We start from the raw sequence: 26,441 nt of genomic DNA, 5'->3' as shown, positions 1-26,441 counted from the left end.
GGAACATGCGGGGCGCGGCCCGCGTTGTGATCCACAGGAAGAGGGAGGTGCGCGCATGGCGGAGGTCCGTCGCGTCAAGCTGCCGGGTGTCGGCGTGCTGCACACCTTCATCACCGACGACGGGGGCAAGGTCGGCGTCATCGCCCACCGCTCCGGCCACAGCGACCTGATCACCTTCTCCGAGGAGCAGGACGGGCCGGACACGCAGAAGGTGTCGCTCCGGCTCAGCGAAGACGAGGCGCACACGCTGGCCGAGCTCCTCGGCGGCACGCGCATCACGGAGTCGCTCGACAAGCTCGACCAGATCCCCGGCCTCAGCATCGACTGGTTCACGGTCGACTACGACGACCACATCGCCGGCCAGGCGCTCGGCAACCTCGCGTCCCGCGGCGTCGTCGGCCTCACGGTGGTCGCGGTCGTGCGCGGCGAGTCCGCGAACCCGGCGCCGTCGGACGACTTCACCGTCTACCCGGGCGACACGCTCGTGGTCGCCGGGTCCCCCGAGAAGGTCGCCAAGGCCTTCGCGTTCTACCGGACGGGCGAGTTCCCGCACCGCCCCGCCTCCGGCTCCGCGCCGGACGGAGGGTAGCGGGTGCACCACGGCCTCGACCTCATCGTCCTCGGCCTGCTGTTCGTCCTCGCCTACGCGTTCGGCCAGCTCGGCAAGCGCATCGGCCTGCCCGCGATCCCCATCTACATGCTCGTCGGCCTCCTCGCGAGCCCGAGCGTCGAGTGGTTCCCGCTGGACTTCGCCTCGGGCGACATCGAGCTCATCGCCGTCTTCGGCCTGATCCTGCTGCTGTTCAACCTGGGGCTCGAGTTCGACCAGGACGAGTTCTTCGGCAACGCCGGCAAGCTCATCGTCTCCGGCGGCTCGTACGTGCTCATCAACATGGGCGTCGGGTTCGCCTTCGGCTTCGCGCTCGGCTGGGGCACGCGGGAGGCGCTCGTCATCGCGGGCATGACGGCGACGTCGTCGAGCGCCATCGTCACGAAGCTCCTCATCGAGCTGAACCGCCTGGCGAACGACGAGACGCCCATGATCCTCGGCGTCACGGTGGTCGAGGACATCTTCATCGCCGTGTACCTCGCCATCGTCTCGGTCGTGCTGAGCGGCCAGACGGAGCCGTGGGCGGTGGTCGGCCAGCTGGCGATCTCGTTCGCGTTCCTCGTGGTGATGTTCACGGCGGCGCGGAAGGGCGGCGCGTTCCTGTCGCGCTTCATGCGCACGCGCGACGTGGAGCTGTTCACCGTCCTGTTCTTCGGCCTCGCGATCCTGTTCGGCGGCATCGGCGAGGTCCTCGGCGTCACGGACGCGATCGGCGCGTTCCTCATCGGCCTCGTGCTCGGGGCGACGCGCATGCGCAACCGCATCGAGCAGATCGCCATCCCGCTGCGCGACGTCTTCGGCGCGTTCTTCTTCCTCAACTTCGGCCTGGCGCTCGACCCGCGCGAGTTCCCCACCGTCGTGATCCCCGTGCTCGTCGCCGTGGTGATGACCGTCACGCTCAACCTCATCGCCGGCCAGTTCGTCGCCTGGCTGAACGGGCACGGCGCGCAGGCCGGGATCAACACGGCGTTCATCCTGCAGAACCGGGGCGAGTTCGCTCTCATCCTCGCGACGCTCTCGCTGTCGGCGGGCCTCGACGAGCGGATCCAGCCGTTCGCGGGCCTCTACGTGCTGGTGATGGCGATCATGGGGCCGCTCCTCGCCGCGAACTCCGTGCGCATCGGCACGGCCGTGCTCCCCACGCGCTACCGCTCCGCCACCAAGCGCGCCGCCGCCAAGGCCGAGCGCGACGCCGAGCGGGCGGGCGCGCTGGCGCTCTTCGAGGCGGCGGAGCGCGGGGACGCGGTCTCCCCGGCCGACGACGACGGCCTTGCGGTCGCGCCCTCCCGCGCCGGCACGGCCGCGCGCGGCACGACGCCGGGCACCGGCCCCGAGGCCGACGTCGCCCGCCGCCCGCCCGCGGCCCGGGGCGCGGGGGCCGCCGCGGACGACGCCGGCCCGGCCGACGCCGACGCCGACGCGCATCCCGCCCCCGACCGGCGCCGCGCCGAGCAGGCCGGCCAGCAGTCCGACCACGACACCTGGACACCGCCCACCCGCGAACGGGAACCCGACTACTGATGACCTCCGCACCCGATCCCCGCTCCGGCCGCGCCGCCGGATCCGCCCGCCCCGCCGGCGACGACCCGGCCACCGTCGGACCCACCGTCGGCCAGGTGGCCCGTCGCCCGCGCTTCATCGCCCTCCTCGCGCTCGCGCTCCTCATCGCGGCGGGCTTCGCCGCCCTCGGCCAGTGGCAGCTGGCGCGCGCGGTCGAGTCCGGCGTCGTCATCGAGCGCGACACCGAGACCGCGCTCCCGCTCGGCACGCTCGTCGAGCCGCAGGGCTACGTGACCGACCGCTCGGCGGGCCACATGGTCACGGTGTCCGGATCCCTGGTGCCCGGCGACTACGTCGTGGTGTCCGACCGCCTCAACGACGGCCGCACCGGGGCGTGGGTCGTCGGCCACCTCGCCATCTCGGACGCGGGCGCGCCCGGCGGCGACGCGGACGGCGGCCTGCCCGACAGCGTGCCCGTCGCCCTCGGCTGGGCCGCCACGGACGCCGACGCCGCGGACGTCGCGGCGGCGCTGAACGCGGGCGTCGGCGCCCCGACCGGCGACGCGCAGATCGTCGGCCGCTTCCTGCCGAGCGAGTCGCCCGAGCCGCCCGGATCCGGCCAGGACCCGACGCGCATGACGCGCCTCGCCACCTCCGCCCTCGTCAACCTCTGGCCGGGCGACGTGGGCGACGTCTACAACGGCTTCATCGTCGCGTCGACGCCCGTCGCCGGCCTCCAGGCCATCGACTCGCCGCCGCCGAGCGAGGCCGTGCAGCTCAACTGGCTCAACATCTTCTACGCGGCCGAGTGGGCCGTCTTCGCGATCTTCGCCATCGTGATCTGGTACCGCACCGTCCGCGACGCGTGGACGCGCGAGCAGCCGGGATACCGGGACGAGGACGAGGAGGACGACGACGAGGTCGACGACGGTCCGCTCCCCGAGGGCGACCGCGACGACGCCGTCGGCGCTCCCGGACGCGGGAGCCGCGCAGACGCCGACCGGTAGGATCCACGCATGGCCTACGGACTCAAGCGCTCCGACGTCCCGCAGATCCGGAGGGTCCTCGGCTTCTACCGCGTCATGGCGTTCATCACCGGCGCGTTCCTCCTGCTCCTCGTCGTGGAGATGGGCTTCAAGTACCTGCCGGGCTTCCAGTTCGTCGACGGATCCCTGCAGTACCTCGCCGGCGCCGGCTACGAGCTGGAGCTGAACGGCCCGTCGGGCTTCCTGGCGCTGTCGCCGGCCGACACCCTCACGGGCACGAACCTCAGCCTCATCATCCAGATCGTCCACGGCAACATCTACGTCGTCTACCTCATCAGCGACTTCCTGCTCTGGCAGAAGATGCGCTGGTCGTTCACCCGCTTCATCCTCATCGCCGCGGGCGGCGTCGTGCCGTTCCTCTCCTTCGTCGTCGAGTCGCGCATCGCCCGCCAGGTGCGGGAGGTCATCGCGAAGCTCGAGGCACCCCGCCGCGCGTCCGCCGCCGCCCGCGACGACGCCCACGACCGAGATGACGCGGATCCCCGACCCATCGACCCGACCACCACCACGGAGGCCACCACTTGAGCGTCGACAACCCCACGAACCAGCGCCCCGTCCTCGTCGTCGACTTCGGCGCCCAGTACGCGCAGCTGATCGCCCGCCGCGTCCGCGAGGCCAACGTGTACTCGGAGATCGTGCCGTCCACGATCACGGCCGAGGAGATCCGCGCGAAGGACCCGTCCGGCATCGTCCTCAGCGGCGGCCCGTCGAGCGTCTACGAGGAGGGCTCGCCCGGCCTCGACGAGGGGATCCTCGACCTCGGCGTCCCCGTGCTCGGCATCTGCTACGGCTTCCAGGTCATGGCCCGCGCGCTCGGCGGCGAGGTCGCCCACACCGGGCAGCGCGAGTACGGATCCACCGCCGTCACGCTCACGCCCGGCAGCACCCTGCTCGACGGCCAGCCCGACGACCAGACCGTGTGGATGAGCCACGGCGACTCCGTGTCGAAGGCGCCCGAGGGCTTCGAGGTCCTCGCCTCCAGCGCGTCCACGCCCGTCGCCGCCTTCGCGAGCGACGAGCGCCGCCTGTACGGCGTGCAGTGGCACCCCGAGGTCAAGCACTCCGCGCACGGCCAGGCCGTGCTCGAGAACTTCCTGCACCGCGCCGCCGGCATCCCCGGCGACTGGAACAGCGGCAACGTCATCGCCGAGCAGGTCGAGCGCATCCGGGCCCAGGTCGGCGACGCGAAGGTCATCTGCGGACTGTCCGGCGGCGTCGACTCCGCGGTCGCGGCGGCGATCGTGCACCGCGCGGTCGGCGACCAGCTCACCTGCGTCTTCGTCGACCACGGCCTCCTCCGCCACGACGAGCGCCGCCAGGTCGAGGAGGACTACGTGGCCGCCACGGGCGTCCGCCTCGTCACGGTCGACGCGGCCGAGCAGTTCCTCGACGGCCTCGCGGGCGTCACGGATCCCGAGGCCAAGCGCAAGATCATCGGCCGCGAGTTCATCCGGTCGTTCGAGGGCGCCGCCGAGGCGCTCGTGCTCGAGGCGAAGGCCGACGGCGAGCCCATCCGCTTCCTCGTGCAGGGCACGCTCTACCCGGACGTGGTGGAGTCCGGCGGCGGCACGGGCACCGCGAACATCAAGAGCCACCACAACGTGGGCGGCCTCCCCGAGGACCTCAAGTTCGAGCTCGTCGAGCCTCTCCGCACCCTGTTCAAGGACGAGGTGCGGGCGATCGGCCGCGAGCTGGGCCTCCCCGAGGTCATCGTGGGCCGCCAGCCGTTCCCCGGGCCCGGCCTCGGCATCCGCATCGTCGGCGAGGTGACGGCCGAGCGCCTGGAGTTGCTGCGCAAGGCGGACGCGATCGCGCGCGCCGAGCTCACGGCCGCGGGCCTCGACAGTGAGATCTGGCAGTGCCCCGTCGTGCTCCTGGCGGACGTCCGCTCGGTCGGCGTGCAGGGCGACGGCCGCACCTACGGCCACCCCATCGTGCTGCGCCCCGTCTCCAGCGAGGACGCGATGACCGCCGATTGGACGCGCCTCCCGTACGACGTGCTCGCGCGCATCTCGAACCGCATCACGAACGAGGTCGACGGCGTGAACCGCGTCGTGCTCGACGTCACGTCGAAGCCGCCGGGCACCATCGAGTGGGAGTGATCCTCCCGCGCACGCCGTGAACGACGAAGGCCGCTCCCCGAGGGGAGCGGCCTTCGTCGTCCTGCCGGTCCGCGGTGCTGTGCCGCGGACCGGCGCTGGCGCTAGTTGTTGCCGCGCAGGATGGCGAACAGGCGGAGCAGCTCGACGTACAGCCACACGATGGTGACCACGAGGCCGAACGCCGCGGTCCAGCCGTAGCGGCGCGGGGCGCCCGAGCGGACGCCGCGCTGGATGAAGTCGAAGTCGAGGACCAGGGAGTACGAGGCCAGGACGACCGCGAGCAGGCCCAGGACGACGCCGAGCGGGATGCCGAAGATCACGACGTCGCGCACGCCATACGGGCTCTGGATGGCGCCGAACGCGATGAGGGCGAAGTTCACCAGCGAGAACAGCGCGTAGCCGATCATCGCGATCATGAAGATCTTGGTGGCCCTCGCGGACGCCCGGATCTTGCCGCTGCGGAACAGGATCAGCACGGTGGCGAAGACCGCGGCGGTGCCGAGCAGTGCCTGGGTCGCGACACCGGGGGCGATGCCCTCGAAGACGCGCGAGATGCCGCCGACCAGCAGTCCCTCGAACGCCGCGTACGCGACGATGAGCGGGACGGACGGCTCCTTCTTGAAGGAGTTGACGAGGCCGAGCACGAGGCCGCCGATGGCGCCGAGCATGGCGAGGGGGAGCGCGAGTGGGCCCGAGAACCAGGCGACCGCGCCGAGCACGACGACGATCGCGAGCAGGCTGACCGTCTTGACGGTCGTGTCCTCGAAGGTCATGCGGTCGGTCTCGGAGGCCGTCGCGGACGGGCGGGCGTACAGCTCGTCGAGGCTCTCCGGGGTCACATCCCTCGTGGGCGTCGCACCTCGGCCGTTGAAGACCGGGTTGTTGGAGAACGTGGGGTTGGCCATGATCCTTCTACTCTCGATGGTGGATGAACGTGATCGCGATCAATTTAGCTGGCCAGGCTGGGAGACCACTCGTCCGAGCCGTGTATTTCCCCAGATGAGTACGCGCTCGCCGTCCACCCGGCGCCTGTAGCGTGCGCGGCGTGCATCACGCCTCCCGCCCCCGCCCCCTCGTCATCGCCCACCGCGGAGCCAGCGGCTACCGCCCCGAGCACTCCGCCTCCGCCGTCCGCCTCGGCTTCGCCCAGGGCGCCGACGCCGTCGAGCCCGACCTCGTCGCCTCGTCGGACGGCGTGCTCGTCATCCGGCACGAGAACGAGCTGTCCGGCACCACCGACGTCGCCCACCGGCCCGAGTTCGCCGACCGTCGGGCCACGCGCGTCGTCGACGGCGTCGAGCGCACCGGCTGGTTCACCGAGGACATGACGTGGGCCGAGATCCGCACGCTGCGCTGCCGCGAGCGGATCCCGGCGGCCCGACCCGCGAGCGCCGCGCACGACGACGAGGAGACGGTGCTCTCGCTGCCGGACCTCCTGCGGATCATCGACCAGGAGTCCACGCGCCTCGGCCGCCCGTTCGGCATGGTCGCCGAGATCAAGCACGCGACGCACTTCGCCGGCCTCGGCATGCCGCTCGACGAGCTGCTCGCCCGCGACCTCGAGGCGCACGGATGGGCGTCGGACGCGTCGCGGCTGACCATCGAGTCGTTCGAGCGCGACGTGCTGCTGCGCGTCCGCGAGCGGGGGGTCCAGGCTCGGCTCGTCTACCTGCTCGAGGGCCGGGGCGCCGCGATCGACGAGGTCGCGCGCCACGGCGACGGCGCGATCACGTTCGACGAGCAGCTGACCGACGCGGGGCTGGCGGCGCTCGCCGCGGACGTCGACGGGATCAGCGTCGGGGTCGAGCGGATCTGCGCTGCGGCCGGCTTCCGCGGGGTCGCGCACGCGGGCGACGCCCCCGTCTCGGACCTGGTCGAGCGGGCGCACCGCGTGGGCCTCTCCGTCTTCACCTGGACCCTCCGCCCGGAGAACGCGTTCCTGCCCCGGCCCCTGCGCGGCCCCGGCGCGCAGTCCGACCACGGCGACCACCGCGCCCACTGGGGGCGCCTCCTGGACGCGGGCGTCGACGGCGTCTTCGCCGACCACCCCGATCTCGCGGTGCGGCTCGTGGCCGACCGTGCGGACGCGGCGGATGCGGCGGATGCGGCCGACGCGGCGGACGGGGCGGACGGGGTCGCCCGGTAGGAGGGGGGCGCCGCGGTCACGCGCGGAGTGCCGGCCGGCGGAGCGCACGGCGCGCCCGGCCGCGGTCGTGCGCCGTGCGCAGTGCGCAGGGCGCCGGCTCGCCGCTCCGCATCATGTGCTGGTGCTGGTGCTGGTGCTGGTGCTGGTGCTGGTGCTGGTGCTGGTGCTCGTGCTTGCAGCCGGCAGTCGGTCCCGCCCCGGGGTCCGTCGGGGGCAGCGCCTAGGATCGAAGCCGACATGAGTGCCGATTCCGCCGCCGTTCCCCCCTCCAGCACGCCGATCATCCTCGACGGCCGGTCGGGCACCGCAGGAGGCGCGGGAGCCCCGTCGGATCCGCTCCTGGAGGGGCTGAACCCCGAGCAGCGCGAGGCCGTCGTGTACCGCGGTCCGGCGCTCCTCATCGTCGCGGGCGCCGGGTCAGGCAAGACGCGCGTGCTCACCCACCGCATCGCGAGCCTCATCGAGTCCCGGGAGGCGTGGCCCAGCCAGATCCTCGCCATCACGTTCACGAACAAGGCCGCCGCCGAGATGCGCGAGCGAGTCGAGTCGCTCCTGGGACAGGCGTCCGAGGGCATGTGGATCTCCACGTTCCACTCCGCGTGCGTCCGGATCCTGCGCCGCGAGGCCGAGGCGTTCGGCTTCACCCAGAACTTCACCATTTACGACTCCGCCGACAGCCGCGTGCTCATCAAGCGGATCATCAAGCAGCTCGACGCGGACACGCTCGGCTTCACGGTCTCGTCCGTCTCCGGCCGCATCTCGAAGCTCAAGAACGAGCTCTCGGACGCGGACACGTTCGCGCGCACGGCGAACTTCAACGACCCCGCCGAGGCGATGTTCGTGGAGATCTTCCGGCAGTACACGCGTTCGCTCGCGGCCGCCAACGCCTTCGACTTCGACGACCTCATCGGCCAGACCGTCTTCCTCTTCCGCGCGTTCCCGAAGGTGGCCGCGCTCTACCAGCGGCGCTTCCGCCACGTGCTGGTGGACGAGTACCAGGACACCAACCACGCGCAGTACTCGCTCATCCGCGAGCTGACGCGCGCCGTCGCCCCGGAGGACGTGCCGGTCGACACGCGCATGTCCACGAACGGCATGGGCGGGATCGACGGCGCGTCGCTCACGGTGGTGGGCGACAGCGACCAGTCGATCTACGCCTTCCGCGGCGCGGACATCCGCAACATCACCGAGTTCGAGCGCGACTTCCCGCAGTCGAAGGTCGTGCTCCTCGAGCAGAACTACCGCTCGACCCAGAACATCCTCACCGCCGCCAACGCCGTCATCTCGAACAACTTCGACCGCAAGGACAAGAAGCTGTGGACGTCCATCGGCGACGGCGACAAGATCATCGGCTTCACCGGGTACTCGGGCCACGACGAGGCGCAGTTCGTGGCGGACGAGATCCAGAAGCTGCACGAGGAGGGCACCGCCTACTCCGAGATCGCGGTGTTCTACCGCACGAACGCGCAGACCCGGGCCCTGGAGGAGATCCTGATCCGCTCGGCGGTGCCGTACCGGATCATGGGCGGCACGAAGTTCTACGAGCGGGCCGAGATCAAGGACGCCATGGCGTACCTGATCGCGGTGGCCAACCCCGCCGACGTGCTGGCCCTCCGCCGCATCCTCAACACCCCCAAGCGCGGCATCGGCCCGGCGACGGAGACGGCCCTCGCGAACTTCGCCGAGGCGCACGGCGTGACCTTCCGCGAGGCCATGCGCCGCGCGTCCGAGCTGGGGCTCGGTCCGAAGGTGACGCAGGCCATCCTCACGCTCTCCCGCATGCTCGACGAGGTCGCCGTCCTCCTCGATCCGGACCGGCCGGAGGGGCGCACCTCCGTCGGCGACCTCGTGACGACGCTCCTCGAGAAGAGCGGGCTGGTGCAGGCCCTGCGTGCGAGCAAGGACGCGCAGGACGAGGCGCGCGCGGAGAACGTCGAGGAGCTCGTCGCCGTCACGAAGGAGTTCTCGCGGAACAACCCGGAGGGCCAGCTGGTCGACTTCCTCACGGAGGTCTCCCTCGTGGCCGCCGCCGACGAGCTCGACGACTCGAGCGGCACGGTGTCGCTGATGACGCTGCACACCGCGAAGGGCCTCGAGTACGACTCGGTGTTCCTCACCGGTGTCGAGGAGGACCTGCTCCCGCACCGCATGTCCGCCAACGAGCCGGGCGGCCCCGCCGAGGAGCGCCGGCTGTTCTACGTGGGCATCACGCGCGCCCGGCGCCGGCTCTTCATCTCCCTGGCCATGACCCGCGCCCAGTTCGGCGAGGTCAACGTGGCCATGCCGAGCCGGTACCTGCAGGAGATCCCCGCCGAGCTCATCGACTGGAAGCAGTCCCCGGGGATGGCGACCTCGCGAGGCGGCACGCAGCCCCGGGCGCTCAACGCACGCCGCGAGGGCGGCGGGTACGGCGGGCGGTCCCGATCCTCCAGCGGCTTCGAGGATCCCGCCCTGCCGCCGCCGCCCCGGCCGAAGACGCAGTGGGCCAACACGGTCACGGGGCAGGTCCGCGACAACGGCGACCTCGAGCTCGCGTTCGGCGACCGGATCCGCCACACCGACTTCGGCGACGGACGCGTCACGGCCGTGACCGGCGAGGGGCGGAAGCGGATCGCGGAGGTGCAGTTCGACGGCCCGGCCGGCCGGAAGCGCCTGCTCATCAAGATCGCGCCCATCGAGAAGCTCTAGCCGACGCGCGTCGTCGGCCGGTGCGTCCCAAACCGACCCCGACGGCGCCGAGCAGGCCGACGAGCGACGCGACGACCGCGAGCTGGGGCGCCGACCATCGGACCGGCGCCGTGATGCCGGGACCGCCACCCGTCATGGCGAGCTCGTGGCGCGCCGGCGGAGCTGATCCTGTCGCCGTGGGCGGCGGACTCGCGTGGAACGTCTCGCTCGCGTGGGCGACGGTGTCGGAGAACGGCGCGACGGCCGCTCCGTCCGCGTCCGAGGCGGGTCGTCCCGGGCTGTCCAGCACCGCGACGTACCAGCCCGGAGCGTCGACCCGGATGCACGGCGTCGTGACGTCGCCGTCGTCGGTGAGCGTCACCTCGGCCCATCGAGCTGCCGCCCCGTCGAGGTCGCTCGGGGAGACGGGCGCCCCGTCGGTCGGCGCGGAGGCGTAGGGCCCGACGAGGTGCACCCTCACCGGGACCGGTCCGGTCCCCGAGAACGACGCGACGTGAAGGGTGTCCTCCTGGCAGTCGCCCGCGGTGACCTCCTTCGCCGCCACGGTGGTGCCGATGGTCGGTGCGTGCGGGACCTGCGTCGTCTCCAACGCCGACGCGAACGTCGAGCGCCACGGGAGGACGCGCGACCGGCCGTCCGCCACCGACGTGTCCTCGGGGGAGACGGACGTCACCCACGTGTAGTAGCCGCCCGACGGCAGCGTGCACGGAGGTGCGACGTAGTCGCCGGGTCCGTGGTCGACGAGGGTCGCGACCCGGCAGACCTCCGGCGCGTCGGCGGGGACCTCGTCGCGTTCGGGCCCCACCTGCTCGGGGAACGGGCCGAGCAGTCGACTGCGGACGGTGACCGGCACCGGGCGGAGGCCGCCGTCGGGTCGCCGGGTCATGCCCCAGCCGGCGGAGACGGGCGTCGAGCCCGTTGCGGAGTCCGCCGTGACGTGGAGGGCGTCCGTGACGACGTCGCCCGCGTGGGCGACGGCTCGGGACGTGCGGGTCTCGACGCGAGGGGCGAAGGGCAGCGGGCTCGGGGCCGCGGCGTCCGCCTCCGCCTCCGCCCGCGCGTCCGCCGGGCGGGCCAGCACGAGCCCCTGGGAGGCGCCGCCGTCGCCGACGACGTCGAGGGCGTCCCCGTACGGGAGCGCGGTGAAGGCGGCGCGGACGCGCACGTGCATCGTCGGATCCGTCCCGGTGGCGCGGATGGCCGTGTCCACCCCGTCCGCGATCTGCGCCGTCGTGCTCCCATCGGCGAAGGTCGCGCCGTCGAGCTGGACCGTCCCGGTCCGCTTACCCGGGGGGACGGCCGTCGGACCCGTCGCCAGGAAGTCGGCGCGCAGGTCGACGCGGACGGTCCCGCGACCGTCGTCGCCGAGCACGGCGCTCGCCGACGCGGCGACCGAGCGCGACGCCCCCGAGGCCGACTCGGCCTCGGCGAGCATGTCGCGGGCGCGCGACTCCACGACTCCGGCTCGATCGCCCGCGCGGGCCGCGTACCACCCGAGGTCGTGCCCGCCCAGGCCGGTGATGCTCCAGGTGGCGAGCTGGCCGGCGGCCGCGGTGTCCGGATCGTCGGACCCGGCCCACTCGCGGGCGATGTACGCGAGCCGGGCACGATCGTCCGGCGAGCGGCCCGCATCGTCGACGGGTGCGTAGTCGTGGCCGGGCGGCGCGGCGAGCCCGACGTCGATGCAGAAGCCCAGGCGCCCGTCGTCGAGCCGGTAGGACCCCAACCACCTGCCGTCCCCGTGGGACGAGTACCCGATGCCGTGCGCGACGGCCGTGAGCGCCTGCGCGGGTGGGACGGCGCTCGCCGCGATACCGAGGGCGAGACCGATGCCGACGGCCACGGCGAGGAGGCGCGATCGCGGGCGGCCCGGTGGGCGGATCCTCGCGTGACGGCGGGCGGGGGACGGGGCGCGGAAGCGGGTCATGGCCGGAGGGTGCCCCGGCAGACCTCCCGTTGCCGGGCGGGGGACCCGCCTCGGGGAGGCCGGGGGACGGCCGGTGCCTGTGCAGGAGGCGCGGGGTGGACCCGAGGCGCGTCCGGCTACCCGGCGTCCCGGCGTGCGTACCGCCGGGAGATCAGCGTGCGCGGCGACTCCCGCAGCCGTCGCGGCAGGCGCCGGTACACCACGAGGATCGCGCCGATCGCCCGCGTCGCGCGACGCTCGAGGCGGGCGTCCCACCGCAGGCCGAAGCCCGCGCGGATCCGCGGCGGCAGCAGCGACGCGGTCACGAGCGCCGCCAGCGGCATGAAGACACGGAGCCGGATCGGGCCGCCGTCCGGGCGGAGGAGGGCGCGCGCGATGCGACGGGCGTCGGCGGTGGGCTCGAGCGTCGCGATCCGCTCCTCCCAGTAGGCGCGGAACGCCACGCGATCCGCCGGCCACCGTCCCTCGGGCACCTGCAGCGCCGTGCCCAGCACGGCGTACTGGCGGTGGACGCGATCGGCCTCCTCCTCCGGCAGCGGACCGAAGGCGGTCTCGAACATCAGCACCGCGCTGTCGTAGACGGTCGCCGCGACCCACAGCTGCAGGTCGGGGTCGTAGGCGGAGTAGGCCGGTGCGGATCCGTCGGCGGCGGGCGCGTCCGACCGCACGGGCGCGTGCGCGCGACCGACGATGCGCCGGGCGCGCGCGACCTCCGCGGGCGAGCCGAAGACGACCGCGTAGATGTAGCCGAGCGTGCCCTCGAGCCGATCGAGCGGCCGGGACGCGAAGTCGCTGTGCTCCGCGACGCCGCGGGCGACAGCCGGGTCGGCGACCTGCAGGAGGATCGCGCGGCCCCCCGCGGCGAGCAGGATCCCCTCGCCCGCGACGTCGCGGATCGACCCGCCTCGTCGCCGGGCCGGGTGCGTCCTCGGGCTCATCCCCCCAGTCTCCCTCCCCAGGCGGCGTCGGCGCACGGGATCCGCCGGCCCGGGTCGGCCGACGCGCGAACCGATAGGCTCTCCACGGTCGTCGACGCGGCGGGCCGGCCCCTCCGGGCGGGCAGCACGCGGGCCGACCAGCCGCAACACACCGGGTGCCGCCACCAGACGGTCGTGGCACCGCAGCCTCGAACGACGCACGTACCGCCTGGCGCGGGTGCGGATGGGATGACACGCGTGGATCTTTTCGAATACCAGGCCAGGGACCTCTTCGAGTCCTACGGCGTCCCGGTCCTCCCGGGGATCGTCGCCGACACCGCCGAGGAGGTGCGCGCCGCGGCGGAGAAGCTGGGCGGCACCGTGGTCGTGAAGGCGCAGGTGAAGACCGGCGGCCGCGGCAAGGCCGGCGGCGTCAAGGTCGCCCAGAGCGCCGACGCGGCGTACGAGGCGGCGCAGTCCATCCTCGGGCTCGACATCAAGGGCCACACCGTGCACCGCGTGATGGTGGCGGCCGGTGCCCGCATCTCGCAGGAGTTCTACTTCTCGATCCTCCTCGACCGCGCCGAGCGCTCCTACCTCTGCCTCGCCAGCTACGAGGGCGGCATGGAGATCGAGGAGCTCGCGGTCACCCGGCCCGAGGCCCTCGCCCGCATCGAGATCGACCCGGTCGCCGGCATCGACGCCGCCAAGGCCGAGGAGATCGCCCGCGCGGCGTCCTTCCCCGACGAGCTCATCGCCAAGGTCGCGCCCGTCTTCGAGCGCCTCTGGTGGGTCTACCGCGACGAGGACGCGACGCTCGTCGAGGTCAACCCGCTCGTCCTCACGGAGTCGGGCGACATCATCGCCCTCGACGGCAAGGTCACCCTCGACGAGAACGCCGGCTTCCGCCACGAGGGCCACGCGGCGCTCGAGGACGCGGCCGCCGCCGACCCGCTCGAGGCGAAGGCCAAGGAGTCCGACCTCAACTACGTCAAGCTCGACGGCCAGGTCGGCATCATCGGCAACGGCGCGGGCCTCGTCATGTCCACGCTCGACGTCGTCAGCTACGCCGGCGAGCAGCACGGCGGCGTGCGCCCCGCGAACTTCCTCGACATCGGCGGCGGAGCGTCGGCCGAGGTCATGGCGGCCGGCCTCGACGTGATCCTCGGCGACGAGCAGGTCACGAGCGTCTTCGTCAACGTCTTCGGCGGCATCACGTCGTGCGACGCGGTCGCGAACGGCATCGTCGGCGCGCTCGACAAGCTGGGCGACGCCGCCACCAAGCCGCTCGTCGTCCGCCTCGACGGCAACAACGTCGAGGAGGGCCGTCGCATCCTCGAGGAGCGCGCCCACCCCCTCGTCACCGTCGTCGGCACCATGGACGAGGCGGCCGACAAGGCCGCCGAGCTGGCCGCCGCTTAACTCCCGAGAGAGAACAGGAACAGATAGATGTCGATTCTTCTCGACGAGAACAGCAGGATCATCGTCCAGGGCCTCACGGGCTCCGAGGGCACCAAGCACGCGGGCCGCATGCTCGCGTCCGGCAGCAAGGTCGTCGGCGGCGTCAACCCGCGCAAGGCCGGCAGCACCGTCACGATCGAGGGCGTCGAGCTCCCGATCTTCGGCTCGGTCGCCGAGGCCATGGCGGAGACGGGCGCCGACGTGTCGGTCATCTTCGTCCCGCCGGCGTTCGCCAAGGGCGCCGTGGTGGAGGCCATCGACGCGGCCATCCCGCTCGCGGTCGTCATCACCGAGGGCATCCCCGTCAAGGACTCCGCGGAGTTCTGGTCGCACGCCAAGAGCACGGGCGGCAAGACGCGCATCGTCGGTCCGAACTGCCCCGGCATCATCAGCCCCGGCAAGTCGAACGCCGGCATCATCCCCGCCACCATCACGGAGGCCGGCCCCATCGGCCTCGTCTCCAAGTCGGGCACGCTCACGTACCAGATGATGTTCGAGCTGCGCGACCTCGGCATCTCGACCGCCATCGGCATCGGCGGCGACCCCATCATCGGCACCACGCACATCGACGCGCTCGAGGCGTTCGAGGCCGACCCGGAGACGCGCGCCATCGTCATGATCGGCGAGATCGGCGGCGACGCCGAGGAGCGCGCGGCCGAGTACATCAAGGCGCACGTCACCAAGCCGGTCGTCGCGTACGTCGCGGGCTTCACGGCCCCCGAGGGCAAGACCATGGGCCACGCCGGCGCCATCGTCTCCGGCGGCAGCGGCACGGCGCAGGGCAAGAAGGAGGCCCTGGAGGCATCCGGCGTGAAGGTCGGCAAGACGCCGACCGAGACGGCCAACCTCCTGCGCGAGGTCTTCGCCGCGCTGTAGAGCAGGATCCGCCCGCGAGGGCGACGACGATGGCCCGCATCCACCCGGATGCGGGCCGTCGTCGTCCGCCGCAGGTCGCGGGCCGCTCCTCCCCACCCGGACGGAGCGCGCCTTCCCCGGCGCGCCCGTCCGCCGACGGGCCGCGCAGGGGCCGGCCGGTAGGGTCGTCGAGGCATGAACCGACACGCAACCGCCTTGTTCGCGGCACTCGAAGCGCTCCTGGTGGTGGGGGTCGGCGTCGCCCTGCCCCTCGTGCCGCTCACCGTCCTCTGGGCCGGGCAGTACGACCTGCAGATCGACTGGGGCGTGTTCGCGCGGACGGCCGTCGACCTGTGGCTGCTCGGCCACGGCGTCCCGCTCACGGCATCGCTCGATCCGTCGCTCGCGACGGCCCTCGGGCTCCCCGTCGTGGATGCGCCGTTCGCGCTGTCGCTCGCCCCCCTCGGCTTCGCGTTGCTCACGCTGCTCCTGGGCATCCGGGCCGGACGCCGCATCGTCGAGACGGACCACCCCGGAGCCGGTGCCGCCTCGGCCGTCGCCACGACCGCGGTCCTCTCCCTGGGGCTCGCGCTCGCGGCGCAGCACGAGGGCGTCGCCCCCGCCGTGGTCCGCGGCGCGGTGCTCCCGACGCTGGTCCTCGCGCTCGGCCTGCTGATCGGGGTCGTCACGCGCGTCGATCGCGCCCGGGCGGGCCGGTGGTGGGGCTCGCTGTCATCCGGTCGCGCGGCGGGGCTCATCCGCGCGGGCCGGGAGGCGCTCGACCGCCTCCCCGAGGGCGCCGCATCCGTCGCGGCCACGGCCGTCCGGGGCGGTGCGGCGGCCGCGTTCGCCGTCGTCGCGGTCTCGTCGGTCGTCGTCGCCGTCCTCCTCGGCCTGCGGTACGCGACCGTCATCACGCTCTACGAGACCCTGCAGACGGGGATCGTCGGGGGAGTGGCCCTCACGCTCGGGCAGATCGCGCTGCTGCCGAACCTGGTGATGTGGGCCTCGTCCTGGCTCATCGGCCCCGGCTTCGCCCTCGGGACCGGGTCCTCCGTCTCGCCGCTCGGCACGACCGTCGGCCCGATCCCGTCCGTCCCGGTGCTCGGCATCCTGCCGCAGGGCACCCTCGACCTGGGCTACCTCGGGATCCTCGTCCCGGTGGTGGTGGCGTTCGTCGCCGCGGTGGCGCTGTCGCCGCGCGTCGCGCGCATCCCCGAGCCCGAGGCCAGGCGCTGGCCGTGGTTCCTCGCGGCGGGGCTCGGCATGGGCGTCGTCGGCGCCCTGGTGCTCTGCCTGCTCGCGGCCCTGTCGGGCGGGGCGGCCGGCCCCGGTCGCCTGGCCGACGTCGGTCCGGCCGCGGGCTGGATCCTCCTGGCCGCGTTCCTCGAGATCGGCGTCGCGTCCGTGGCGGGCATGTTCGTCTCCGGCCTCATGGCCCCGCTGGTCCGGCGGAGCCCGGAAGGACGCGGATAGGCTGTGGCCGTGTTCAACGTGGTGGTCCTCATCTCCGGCAGCGGGACCAACCTCCTCGCCCTCCTCCAGGCGGCGGATCACGCGGAGTACCCGGCGCGCGTGGTCGCGGTCGGAGCGGATCGCGACGCCGACGGGCTGCGGTTCGCCGAGGAGCGCGGCATCCCCACCTTCACGGTGCCGTTCGCGAGCTTCCCGGATCGCGCGGCCTGGGGGGACGAGCTAATGGCCGCCGTCTCGGGGTGGGACCCGGACCTCGTCGTCCTCAGCGGCTTCATGCGGCTCCTCCCTCCACGCGCGGTCGAGGCGTTCGCGCCGCGCCTCGTGAACACGCACCCCGCGTACCTGCCCGAGTTCCCCGGCGCCCACGCGGTGCGCGACGCCATCGCCGCCGGGGTGCCCGCCTCCGGCGCCTCACTCATCGTCGTCGACGCAGGCGTCGACACCGGGCCCGTCCTCGCGCAGGAGCGCGTCGCGGTGGAGCCCGACGACACCGAGCACACCCTGCACGAGCGCATCAAGGTCGTGGAGCGCAGGCTCCTCGTCGACACGGTGCGCGCCATCGCCCTCGGCACCATCGACCTCAAGGAGCTGACCACCGCATGAGCGGACCCCGTCACGACCCGTCCCTGTTCCGCGACCGCGACGGCATCGCCGTGACGCGCGCCCTCGTCTCCGTGAGCGACAAGACCGGGCTCCTCGAGCTGGCGTCCGCCCTCGCCGAGGCCGGCGTCGAGATCGTCTCGACAGGATCCACGGCCAGCACGATCGCCGACGCGGGCTTCCCCGTCACCCCCGTCCAGGACGTGACGGGCTTCCCGGAGGTGCTCGACGGGCGGGTCAAGACCCTGCACCCCTCGGTGCACGCGGGCCTGCTCGCCGACCTGCGGCTGGAGTCGCACGAGGCCCAGCTCGCCGAGCTCGGCATCTCGCCGTTCGAGCTGGTGGTCGTGAACCTGTACCCGTTCGTGGAGACGGTGGCGTCGGGCGCTCCCGTGTCGGATGTCATCGAGCAGATCGACATCGGCGGCCCGGCGATGGTGAGGGCGTCCGCCAAGAACCACGCGAACGTCGCCATCGTCGTCTCGCCCCGCAGCTACGACGAGGTGATCGCGGCCGTCCGGGCGGGGGGAACCACGCTCGCCCAGCGGCGCCGGCTCGCCTCCGCCGCCTTCGCCCACACCGCCGACTACGACCGGGCGGTGGCGGACTACTTCCGGGAGTCCGTCGTGGGCTCCGACGACGCGGCGCCCACCTGGCCGGCGTCCTTCGGCGTCGCGGGCGACCTCGCGCAGGTGCTCCGGTACGGGGAGAACTCCCACCAGGACGCCGCCCTCTACCGCAGCGCCGACGGGGCGGGCATCGCCCAGGCCACCCAGCTGCACGGCAAGGAGATGTCCTACAACAACTTCGTCGACGCGGACGCCGCCGTGCGGGCTGCGTACGACTTCGTCGAGCCGGCCGTCGCGATCATCAAGCACGCGAACCCGTGCGGCATCGCGGTGGCGCCCCCGAGGGCGGTCGACGCGATCGCCGCCGCCCACCGGAGCGCGCACGACTGCGATCCGGTGTCCGCGTTCGGGGGAGTGATCGCCGCGAACCGCACCATCACGCTCGGGATGGCGGAGACGGTGAAGGAGATCTTCACCGAGGTGCTCGTGGCGCCCGGCTTCGACGACGACGCGCTCACGCTGCTGAAGTCGAAGAAGAACCTCCGCCTGCTGACGCTCCCCGAGGGGTACCACCGCGAGCGGCTGGAGGCGCGCCAGATCTCGGGCGGCTACCTGGTCCAGTCGAGCGACGCGTTCCCGACCGACGGGCGGCGCCTCTCGGAGGGGTGGACCCTCGCGACGGGCGAGCCCGTGGACGACCAGACGCTCGCGGACCTCGAGTTCGCGTGGAAGGCCTGCCGGGCGGTGAAGTCGAACGCGATCCTGCTCGCCCAGCACGGGGCATCCGTGGGAGTGGGCATGGGCCAGGTCAACCGGGTGGACTCCTGCCACCTCGCGGTGCAGCGCGCAGGTGACCGCGCCGCCGGATCGGTCGCGGCGTCCGACGCGTTCTTCCCCTTCGCCGACGGGCTGCAGGTCCTGCTCGACGCCGGGGTCCGCGCCGTCGTCCAGCCCGGGGGATCGGTCCGCGACGAGGAGGTCGTCGAGGCCGCCCGGGCCGCCGGCGTCTCCATGTACTTCACGGGCGAGCGCCACTTCTTCCACTGACGCCCCACGGCCGGCGGTCCTCCGGGGCCGCCGACCGCGACCGTCGCGACACGCCCGGGATGCGGGTTGTTTTGCGGGGGTGGGGTGGTCCGCGTAATGTCTCCTCTTGTCGCCGGAACGGGCGGGAAGCGAAAAGCTTCCGGAGCTGTTCTGGCGGGTGATGATCCTGGTGAAACAGAAGTTGCCGCGGCTTACGGGTTGCGTGTGTACCACCAACTGAGCTAGGGTCTGATTCTGCTTCCGACGTGAGTGCTGGGCTGTTTGGTCTGGATCACTCCCACGGGGAGCGGTGGAGTGTGAGCTCCGATGGCTGGCTGTGATGGTCGGTGTCGGGAGCGTCCGTTCCTTGAGAACTCAACAGCGTGCACAATGTCAAATGCCAAATACCCGTGGCATCGTCCCTTTGGGATGGTGTCCGGATTCCTTTGGAAAACATTTAAACAAACAAGCAAGTCAGTAATGATTTGTTCTGTCGGTTTCAAACTTGCTGGTTCGTGTTCGATTCCCGTTCACGTCTGGCTTTAGATGTGCCGGCTGCTTTCGGGTGGTCGTGCGTTTAAGCATTTATGGAGAGTTTGATCCTGGCTCAGGACGAACGCTGGCGGCGTGCTTAACACATGCAAGTCGAACGGTGATGTCAGAGCTTGCTCTGGCGGATCAGTGGCGAACGGGTGAGTAACACGTGAGTAACCTGCCCCCGACTCTGGGATAACTGCTAGAAATGGTAGCTAATACCGGATATGACGACTGGCCGCATGGTCTGGTCGTGGAAAGAATTTCGGTTGGGGATGGACTCGCGGCCTATCAGGTTGTTGGTGAGGTAATGGCTCACCAAGCCTACGACGGGTAGCCGGCCTGAGAGGGTGACCGGCCACACTGGGACTGAGACACGGCCCAGACTCCTACGGGAGGCAGCAGTGGGGAATATTGCACAATGGGCGAAAGCCTGATGCAGCAACGCCGCGTGAGGGATGACGGCCTTCGGGTTGTAAACCTCTTTTAGTAGGGAAGAAGCGAAAGTGACGGTACCTGCAGAAAAAGCACCGGCTAACTACGTGCCAGCAGCCGCGGTAATACGTAGGGTGCAAGCGTTGTCCGGAATTATTGGGCGTAAAGAGCTCGTAGGCGGTTTGTCGCGTCTGCTGTGAAATCCCGAGGCTCAACCTCGGGTCTGCAGTGGGTACGGGCAGACTAGAGTGCGGTAGGGGAGATTGGAATTCCTGGTGTAGCGGTGGAATGCGCAGATATCAGGAGGAACACCGATGGCGAAGGCAGATCTCTGGGCCGTAACTGACGCTGAGGAGCGAAAGCATGGGGAGCGAACAGGATTAGATACCCTGGTAGTCCATGCCGTAAACGTTGGGAACTAGATGTGGGGACCATTCCACGGTCTCCGTGTCGCAGCTAACGCATTAAGTTCCCCGCCTGGGGAGTACGGCCGCAAGGCTAAAACTCAAAGGAATTGACGGGGGCCCGCACAAGCGGCGGAGCATGCGGATTAATTCGATGCAACGCGAAGAACCTTACCAAGGCTTGACATATACCGGAAACATGCAGAGATGTGTGCCCCGCAAGGTCGGTATACAGGTGGTGCATGGTTGTCGTCAGCTCGTGTCGTGAGATGTTGGGTTAAGTCCCGCAACGAGCGCAACCCTCGTTCTATGTTGCCAGCACGTAATGGTGGGAACTCATAGGAGACTGCCGGGGTCAACTCGGAGGAAGGTGGGGATGACGTCAAATCATCATGCCCCTTATGTCTTGGGCTTCACGCATGCTACAATGGCCGGTACAAAGGGCTGCGATACCGCAAGGTGGAGCGAATCCCAAAAAGCCGGTCTCAGTTCGGATTGAGGTCTGCAACTCGACCTCATGAAGTCGGAGTCGCTAGTAATCGCAGATCAGCAACGCTGCGGTGAATACGTTCCCGGGCCTTGTACACACCGCCCGTCAAGTCATGAAAGTCGGTAACACCCGAAGCCAGTGGCCTAACCGCAAGGGAGGAGCTGTCGAAGGTGGGATCGGTGATTAGGACTAAGTCGTAACAAGGTAGCCGTACCGGAAGGTGCGGCTGGATCACCTCCTTTCTAAGGAGCATGTGCACCTCTCCTCTGTATACAGGGAGATCAAGGGTGCCAAGTCACGCGTCAGGCGTTCGTCCTGGCGGTGGCGCTCATGGGTGGAACATTGACATTGATGCCGGCTGATTCGTCGTGCTGCTAGTACGCCTCCTTGTGGGGTGGGAACGTGGTGCGGGGTGTCGAGGGCATGTTGCACGCTGTTGGGTCCTGAGGGACCGGGCCGCACCTTCGGGTGTGTCTGGTTTCTTGTCGGACCCTTTCCGTCGTCCCTGAGTGGATGGTGGTGGGGTACCGCCCGTATATTGAGAACTACACAGTGGACGCGAGCATCTTAGATTCACCGGTTTTCCGGTGGATCACAAAGATCTATTTATAGATCATTGGTCAATTCTGTCTCCTCTAGGGGAGGCGAAACGATTCAATCTCATGTGATTTCAAGATTCTAAGAGCAAACGGTGGATGCCTTGGCATCTGGAGCCGAAGAAGGACGTATAAATCTGCGATAAGCCTCGGGGAGCTGATAATAGAGCTTTGATCCGAGGATCTCCGAATGGGGAAACCCCGCCAGGCCCTTTGGGTGACCTGGTGACTCCCGCCTGAATATATAGGGCGGGTAGAGGGAACGTGGGGAAGTGAAACATCTCAGTACCCACAGGAAGAGAAAGCAAAAGCGATTCCGTTAGTAGTGGCGAGCGAAACCGGAAGAGGCCAAACCGATCATGTGTGATATCCGGTAGGAGTTGCATGGTCGGGGTTGCGGGACTTTCCGTACAGTTCTACCGAGCTGTGAGGGCAATGAGCGCGATATAGACGAATGGTCTTGAAAGGCCAGTCATAGAGGGTGCGAACCCCGTAGTCGAAATGTCGTCGCCTGTCCGGAGAGTATCCCAAGTAGCACGGGGCCCGTGAAATCCCGTGTGAATCTGTCAGGACCACCTGATAAGCCTAAATACTCCCAGATGACCGATAGCGGACAAGTACCGTGAGGGAAAGGTGAAAAGTACCCCGGGAGGGGAGTGAAATAGTACCTGAAACCGTTTGCTTACAAACCGTTGGAGCACCCTTGTTGGTGTGACAGCGTGCCTTTTGAAGAATGAGCCTGCGAGTTAGTGATATGTGGCGAGGTTAACCCGTGAGGGGCAGCCGTAGCGAAAGCGAGTCTTAATAGGGCGTATGAGTCGCATGTTCTAGACCCGAAGCGAAGTGATCTATCCATGGCCAGGTTGAAGCGACGGTAAGACGTCGTGGAGGACCGAACCCACTTCAGTTGAAAATGGAGGGGATGAGCTGTGGATAGGGGTGAAAGGCCAATCAAACTTCGTGATAGCTGGTTCTCTCCGAAATGCATTTAGGTGCAGCGTTGCGTGTTTCTTGCCGGAGGTAGAGCTACTGGATGGACGATGGGCCCCAAAAGGTTACTGACTTCAGCCAAACTCCGAATGCCGGTAAGTGAGAGCGCAGCAGTGAGACGGTGGGGGATAAGCTTCATCGTCGAGAGGGAAACAACCCAGACCACCATCTAAGGTCCCTAAGCGCGTGCTAAGTGGGAAAGGATGTGGAGTTGCATAGACAACCAGGAGGTTGGCTTAGAAGCAGCCACCCTTGAAAGAGTGCGTAATAGCTCACTGGTCAAGTGATTCCGCGCCGACAATGTAACGGGGCTCAAGCACGCCACCGAAGTTGTGGCATTTATATTACAGGCAGGCCTTCGTGGTCCAGCCGTATGGATGGGTAGGAGAGCGTCGTGTGGCCAGCGAAGCGGCGGTGTGAACCAGCCGTGGAGGCCACACGAGTGAGAATGCAGGCATGAGTAGCGAAAGACGGGTGAGAAACCCGTCCTCCGAAAGACCAAGGGTTCCAGGGCCAGGCTAATCCGCCCTGGGTAAGTCGGGACCTAAGGCGAGGCCGACAGGCGTAGTCGATGGACAACGGGTTGATATTCCCGTACCGATGAAGAACCGCCCAAGACAATCCAGTAATGCTAAGTGTCTGAATCCTTGATTCGATCCCTTCGGGGTGACGGTCTTGGCCTAGCACACGACCCTACGCTGGGGCGTTTAGCGTATTAACAGGTGTGACGCAGGAAGGTAGCTGAGCCGGGCGATGGTTGTCCCGGTCTAAGGATGTAGGGCAGAAGATAGGCAAATCCGTCTTCTATGTAGCCTGAGACCCGATGGGTAGTCCTCACGGACGAAATCAGTGATCCTATGCTGCCGAGAAAAGCATCGACGCGAGGTTCCAATCGCCCGTACCCCAAACCGACTCAGGTGGTCAGGTAGAGAATACTAAGGAGATCGAGAGAATCGTGGTTAAGGAACTCGGCAAAATGCCCCCGTAACTTCGGGAGAAGGGGGGCCTGAGGCGTGTAGGGATTTACTCCTGAAGCGTTTGAAGGCCGCAGAGACCAGTGGGAAGCGACTGTTTACTAAAAACACAGGTCCGTGCTAAGTCGCAAGACGATGTATACGGACTGACGCCTGCCCGGTGCTGGAAGGTTAAGAGGAACGGTTAGCACGCAAGTGCGAAGCTGAGAATTTAAGCCCCAGTAAACGGCGGTGGTAACTATAACCATCCTAAGGTAGCGAAATTCCTTGTCGGGTAAGTTCCGACCTGCACGAATGGCGTAACGACTTCCCAGCTGTCTCAACCGCGAACTCGGCGAAATTGCACTACGAGTAAAGATGCTCGTTACGCGCAGCAGGACGGAAAGACCCCGTGACCTTTACTACAGCTTGGTATTGGTGTTCGGTGTGGCTTGTGTAGGATAGGTGGGAGACTGTGAAGCTCGGACGCTAGTTCGGGTGGAGTCATTGTTGAAATACCACTCTGGTCACTCTGGATATCTAACTTCGAACCGTAATCCGGTTCAGGGACAGTGCCTGGTGGGTAGTTTAACTGGGGCGGTTGCCTCCTAAAGAGTAACGGAGGCGCCCAAAGGTTCCCTCAACCTGGTTGGTAATCAGGTGTCGAGTGTAAGTGCACAAGGGAGCTTGACTGTGAGACTGACAAGTCGAGCAGGGACGAAAGTCGGGACTAGTGATCCGGCAGTGGCTTGTGGAAGCGCTGTCGCTCAACGGATAAAAGGTACCTCGGGGATAACAGGCTGATCTTGCCCAAGAGTCCATATCGACGGCATGGTTTGGCACCTCGATGTCGGCTCGTCGCATCCTGGGGCTGGAGTAGGTCCCAAGGGTTGGGCTGTTCGCCCATTAAAGCGGTACGCGAGCTGGGTTTAGAACGTCGTGAGACAGTTCGGTCCCTATCCGCTGCGCGCGTAGGAAATTTGAGAAGATCTATCCCTAGTACGAGAGGACCGGGATGGACGAACCTCTGGTGTGTCAGTTGTTCCGCCAGGAGCACCGCTGATTAGCTACGTTCGGAACGGATAACCGCTGAAAGCATCTAAGCGGGAAGCCGGCTTCGAGATGAGATTTCCATCCCTTTTAGGGTGAAGGCTCCCGGCTAGACTACCGGGTTGATAGGCAGGATGTGGAAGCGAGGACTAAAGACTCGTGGAGCTGACCTGTACTAATAAGCCGATATCTTGAAAACACTTTGCTTGCGTCCACTATGTGGTTCCCGATATACGGTCGGGTATCAATTGAACAACCAGCTTGACTGGTCGATTCATCACAGATTTCATGCCCTTTTGGGTGTGTATGAGGTGTTTCGGCGGCCATAGCGAGAGGGAAACGCCCGGTCACATTCCGAACCCGGAAGCTAAGACTCTCAGCGCCGATGGTACTGCAGGGGGGACCCTGTGGGAGAGTAGGACACCGCCGGACTTAACTTGGGTAAACGGGAAGGCCCGTCGCATTCGTGCGACGGGCCTTCCTGCGTTAACGGGCTCTGTATAGAGGTGTGAGCGGCTCGTGCCAGAGGACCGCCTCATGCAGTCCCTTCGTCCAGGTCGTTCCCATCGAGGCCATGCGCCCGGGGATTAGGGTCGTGGGTCGTGACCGATCCCCGTGAGAACGACCCAGACGACCACCGCTCCTCCGTCCCCGATGCACAGGAGCCGACGAGCGAGGCGGGCACCTCGGCCGCACCCGCCTCGGCGTCCACCACGCCGACCGCCGGCTCGGGGCGATCCGCCGGATCCGCCGCCGCGACCGCTCCGTCGGCCCGCACCGCTTTGACGACGCGCAGCGGGGGAACCTCCCTTGGACGCGCCCTTTCCGCTGCCCTGGTCTCCGCGGGGGTGTCCGCCATCCTCGGCCTGCTCTTCAGCGTGCTCACGCTCTTCAGCGCCAACCAGCCGGGTGCCGCCGTCCTGGTCACGCTCCTCGACTACTGGACCGTGCACACGCTCATCGCCTTCGTCCTCTTGGCGGCGCTCGCGGGCGTCGGCGCCTACCGGCGCGTGTGGAGCGCGATCGTCGGCTCCGTGCTCGCCGCCGTCGTCGCCGCTGTCCTGGGGAGCCTCGTCGGCGCGATGGGACAGGGAGCCCCGCTCACGGGTGACATCGTCGGCCCGCTCCTCGAGACCATCCTCGGTCTCAACCTCATGTTCGTCCTCGGCGTGAGCCTCGCGTCGGTGCTCCTCGGACGTCGACTGTGGCTGCGCCTGTCCGGCGACGCGGAGGAGCGCCCGCGCGAGCGGGTGGCGCTGGTGCGCATCCCCTCCTCGCATCTGGCCGATGGCGAGCTCACGCACCTGGACCGGCAGCCCATCGACGCGGAGCTCGCCGACCAGCAGTGGGAGCGCTACGTCCTCGCCCTGGAGGAGCACGGATGGGCCACGCGCGAGGTCCCGCCGGCCGACGCCAACCCCGACTCGGTCTTCGTCGAGGACGCCGTGGTCGTGCTGGGCGGCACCGCGGTCGTGCTCACCTCCGGGGCGGACTCGCGTCGCGGGGAGCGGCCGGGGGTGGAGCAGGCCCTCGGCGACCTCGGTCTCGACGTCGTCTCCATCGACCTCCCCGCCACGGTTGACGGGGGAGACGTGCTCGAGGTCGGCAGCACCCTCTACGTCGGCAGCAGCTCCCGTACGAACGCCGCGGGCATCCGCCGCCTCCGGGAGATCGCGGGTCCGCTCGGCTACGCCGTCGTCGCGGTCCCCGTGTCCTCGACGCTGCACCTCAAGTCGCAGGTGACCGCGCTTCCGGACGGGACCGTCATCGGCCACGAGCCCCTGGTCGACGCCGCCCGCCTCTTCCCCTCGTTCCTCCCGGTGCCGGAGGCCGCGGGCACCGCGGTCGTCGCGCTGGACGAGCACACGCTGCTCCTCTCCGCGGCGGCCCCGCGGACCGCGGATCTGCTCCGCAGCCTCGGATACGAGGTGGTGACCGTCGACATCAGCGAGTTCGAGAAGCTCGAGGGCTGCGTCACCTGCCTCTCGGTGCGCATCGGCTGATCCCGGCCACCGGAGCCGCGCGTCCCGCGCCGTGCGCTCCTCGCACGAGAGCCCGCCCCGCAT

The 26,441-nt window shown here is 68.9% G+C and carries 16 protein-coding genes and 3 rRNA genes; 16 read left to right on the top strand and 3 right to left on the bottom strand.

All coding sequences use genetic code 11. The features are described from left to right. Positions 1-55 precede the first annotated feature (55 nt). Genes FGG90_RS09065 through guaA form a run of 5 tightly spaced genes read left to right on the top strand, consistent with a single transcriptional unit; the run spans position 56 to position 5,258 of the window. Complete coding sequence (locus FGG90_RS09065) at positions 56-589, top strand: cation:proton antiporter regulatory subunit (RefSeq protein WP_043668926.1); 534 nt, start codon at positions 56-58, stop codon at positions 587-589. 3 nt (positions 590-592) lie between these two features. Then, positions 593-2,131 (top strand): cation:proton antiporter, encoded by a 1,539-nt coding sequence (locus FGG90_RS09060; RefSeq protein WP_094127833.1) that lies wholly within the window; start codon positions 593-595, stop codon positions 2,129-2,131. Then, positions 2,131-3,117, top strand: coding sequence for an SURF1 family cytochrome oxidase biogenesis protein (locus FGG90_RS09055; RefSeq protein ID WP_094127836.1), 987 nt, complete (start codon positions 2,131-2,133; stop codon positions 3,115-3,117). Before FGG90_RS09060 ends, FGG90_RS09055 begins: the two co-directional genes overlap by 1 nt. 9 nt (positions 3,118-3,126) lie before the next feature. Then, positions 3,127-3,681 (top strand): DUF3817 domain-containing protein, encoded by a 555-nt coding sequence (locus FGG90_RS09050; RefSeq protein WP_094127839.1) that lies wholly within the window; start codon positions 3,127-3,129, stop codon positions 3,679-3,681. Then, positions 3,678-5,258 carry a glutamine-hydrolyzing GMP synthase gene (guaA, locus tag FGG90_RS09045; protein ID WP_094127842.1) on the top strand — a complete coding sequence of 527 codons (1,581 nt, stop codon included), beginning with the start codon at positions 3,678-3,680 and terminating at the stop codon, positions 5,256-5,258. The genes FGG90_RS09050 and guaA overlap by 4 nt, the downstream gene beginning before the upstream one ends. A 101-nt stretch (positions 5,259-5,359) precedes the next feature. On the opposite strand, the gene FGG90_RS09040 is transcribed toward guaA, so the two are convergent. Further along, complete coding sequence (locus FGG90_RS09040) at positions 5,360-6,163, bottom strand: Bax inhibitor-1/YccA family protein (RefSeq protein WP_094127845.1); 804 nt, start codon at positions 6,161-6,163, stop codon at positions 5,360-5,362. A gap of 131 nt (positions 6,164-6,294) precedes the next feature. Here FGG90_RS09040 and FGG90_RS09035 point away from each other — a divergent pair, with 131 nt between their 5' ends. Continuing rightward, positions 6,295-7,404 carry a glycerophosphodiester phosphodiesterase family protein gene (locus FGG90_RS09035; protein WP_094127848.1) on the top strand — a complete coding sequence of 370 codons (1,110 nt, stop codon included), beginning with the start codon at positions 6,295-6,297 and terminating at the stop codon, positions 7,402-7,404. Positions 7,405-7,641: 237 nt separating this feature from the next. Continuing rightward, positions 7,642-10,092, top strand: coding sequence for an ATP-dependent helicase (locus FGG90_RS09030; RefSeq protein ID WP_094127851.1), 2,451 nt, complete (start codon positions 7,642-7,644; stop codon positions 10,090-10,092). Here the strand turns inward: FGG90_RS09030 and FGG90_RS09025 are convergent. Together FGG90_RS09025 and FGG90_RS09020 are read right to left on the bottom strand one after the other, a co-directional pair. Beyond that, the gene (locus tag FGG90_RS09025; RefSeq protein ID WP_165771376.1) at positions 10,064-11,935 is read right to left on the bottom strand and encodes a hypothetical protein; all 1,872 of its coding nucleotides are present in this window, start codon (positions 11,933-11,935) and stop codon (positions 10,064-10,066) included. The two genes, FGG90_RS09030 and FGG90_RS09025, sit on opposite strands and share 29 nt — an antisense overlap. Positions 11,936-12,135: 200 nt before the next feature. Continuing rightward, complete coding sequence (locus FGG90_RS09020; RefSeq protein ID WP_094127857.1) at positions 12,136-12,957, bottom strand: oxygenase MpaB family protein; 822 nt, start codon at positions 12,955-12,957, stop codon at positions 12,136-12,138. A gap of 237 nt (positions 12,958-13,194) precedes the next feature. On the opposite strand from FGG90_RS09020, the gene sucC reads away from it, so the two are divergent. The 9 genes from sucC (at position 13,195) to ddaH (ending at position 26,378) form a co-directional block, all read left to right on the top strand. Further along, positions 13,195-14,358, top strand: coding sequence for an ADP-forming succinate--CoA ligase subunit beta (gene sucC / locus FGG90_RS09015; RefSeq protein WP_094127860.1), 1,164 nt, complete (start codon positions 13,195-13,197; stop codon positions 14,356-14,358). Between the two features lie 27 nt (positions 14,359-14,385). Further along, positions 14,386-15,273: a succinate--CoA ligase subunit alpha gene (sucD, locus tag FGG90_RS09010; protein ID WP_094127863.1), complete on the top strand. Its 888-nt coding sequence runs from the start codon at positions 14,386-14,388 to the stop codon at positions 15,271-15,273. A 174-nt stretch (positions 15,274-15,447) separates the two neighbouring features. After that, the gene (locus FGG90_RS09005; RefSeq protein ID WP_094127866.1) at positions 15,448-16,728 is read left to right on the top strand and encodes a cell division protein PerM; all 1,281 of its coding nucleotides are present in this window, start codon (positions 15,448-15,450) and stop codon (positions 16,726-16,728) included. A gap of 9 nt (positions 16,729-16,737) precedes the next feature. Further along, entirely contained in the window at positions 16,738-17,331 is a 594-nt protein-coding gene (gene purN / locus FGG90_RS09000) for a phosphoribosylglycinamide formyltransferase (protein WP_165771377.1), read from the top strand. After that, a complete protein-coding gene (purH, locus tag FGG90_RS08995) occupies positions 17,328-18,944 on the top strand; it encodes a bifunctional phosphoribosylaminoimidazolecarboxamide formyltransferase/IMP cyclohydrolase (protein WP_094127872.1) in 1,617 nt (538 codons plus the stop codon). Before purN ends, purH begins: the two co-directional genes overlap by 4 nt. Before the next feature lie 563 nt (positions 18,945-19,507). Further along, a 16S ribosomal RNA gene (locus tag FGG90_RS08990) occupies positions 19,508-21,028 on the top strand. A 426-nt stretch (positions 21,029-21,454) separates the two neighbouring features. Beyond that, a 23S ribosomal RNA gene (locus FGG90_RS08985) occupies positions 21,455-24,574 on the top strand. A 116-nt stretch (positions 24,575-24,690) separates the two neighbouring features. Then, positions 24,691-24,807 (top strand): 5S ribosomal RNA (gene rrf, locus FGG90_RS08980). The 16S, 23S and 5S rRNA genes sit together here, the layout of an rRNA operon. Positions 24,808-25,223: 416 nt before the next feature. After that, the gene (gene ddaH, locus FGG90_RS08975; RefSeq protein ID WP_272930224.1) at positions 25,224-26,378 is read left to right on the top strand and encodes a dimethylargininase; all 1,155 of its coding nucleotides are present in this window, start codon (positions 25,224-25,226) and stop codon (positions 26,376-26,378) included. The last annotated feature ends 63 nt before the right edge of the window (positions 26,379-26,441 follow it).

This window comes from Clavibacter michiganensis subsp. tessellarius (genome assembly GCF_021922985.1).
Taxonomy (GTDB): domain Bacteria; phylum Actinomycetota; class Actinomycetes; order Actinomycetales; family Microbacteriaceae; genus Clavibacter; species Clavibacter tessellarius.
Note: the sequence above shows the minus strand (reverse complement) of the source record. Positions and strands in the feature narration are given on the sequence as shown.

What these genes read in the sequence shown, in the direction of transcription:
- FGG90_RS09065 (WP_043668926.1), top strand. Translation starts at nt 56, where the DNA reads ATGGCGGAGGTCCGTCGCGTCAAGCTGCCGGGTGTCGGCGTGCTGCAC.
- FGG90_RS09055 (WP_094127836.1), top strand. Translation starts at nt 2,131, where the DNA reads ATGACCTCCGCACCCGATCCCCGCTCCGGCCGCGCCGCCGGATCCGCC.
- FGG90_RS09050 (WP_094127839.1), top strand. Translation starts at nt 3,127, where the DNA reads ATGGCCTACGGACTCAAGCGCTCCGACGTCCCGCAGATCCGGAGGGTC.
- FGG90_RS09040 (WP_094127845.1), bottom strand. Translation starts at nt 6,163, where the DNA reads ATGGCCAACCCCACGTTCTCCAACAACCCGGTCTTCAACGGCCGAGGT.
- FGG90_RS09030 (WP_094127851.1), top strand. Translation starts at nt 7,642, where the DNA reads ATGAGTGCCGATTCCGCCGCCGTTCCCCCCTCCAGCACGCCGATCATC.
- FGG90_RS09020 (WP_094127857.1), bottom strand. Translation starts at nt 12,957, where the DNA reads ATGAGCCCGAGGACGCACCCGGCCCGGCGACGAGGCGGGTCGATCCGC.
- sucD (WP_094127863.1), top strand. Translation starts at nt 14,386, where the DNA reads ATGTCGATTCTTCTCGACGAGAACAGCAGGATCATCGTCCAGGGCCTC.
- FGG90_RS09005 (WP_094127866.1), top strand. Translation starts at nt 15,448, where the DNA reads ATGAACCGACACGCAACCGCCTTGTTCGCGGCACTCGAAGCGCTCCTG.
- purH (WP_094127872.1), top strand. Translation starts at nt 17,328, where the DNA reads ATGAGCGGACCCCGTCACGACCCGTCCCTGTTCCGCGACCGCGACGGC.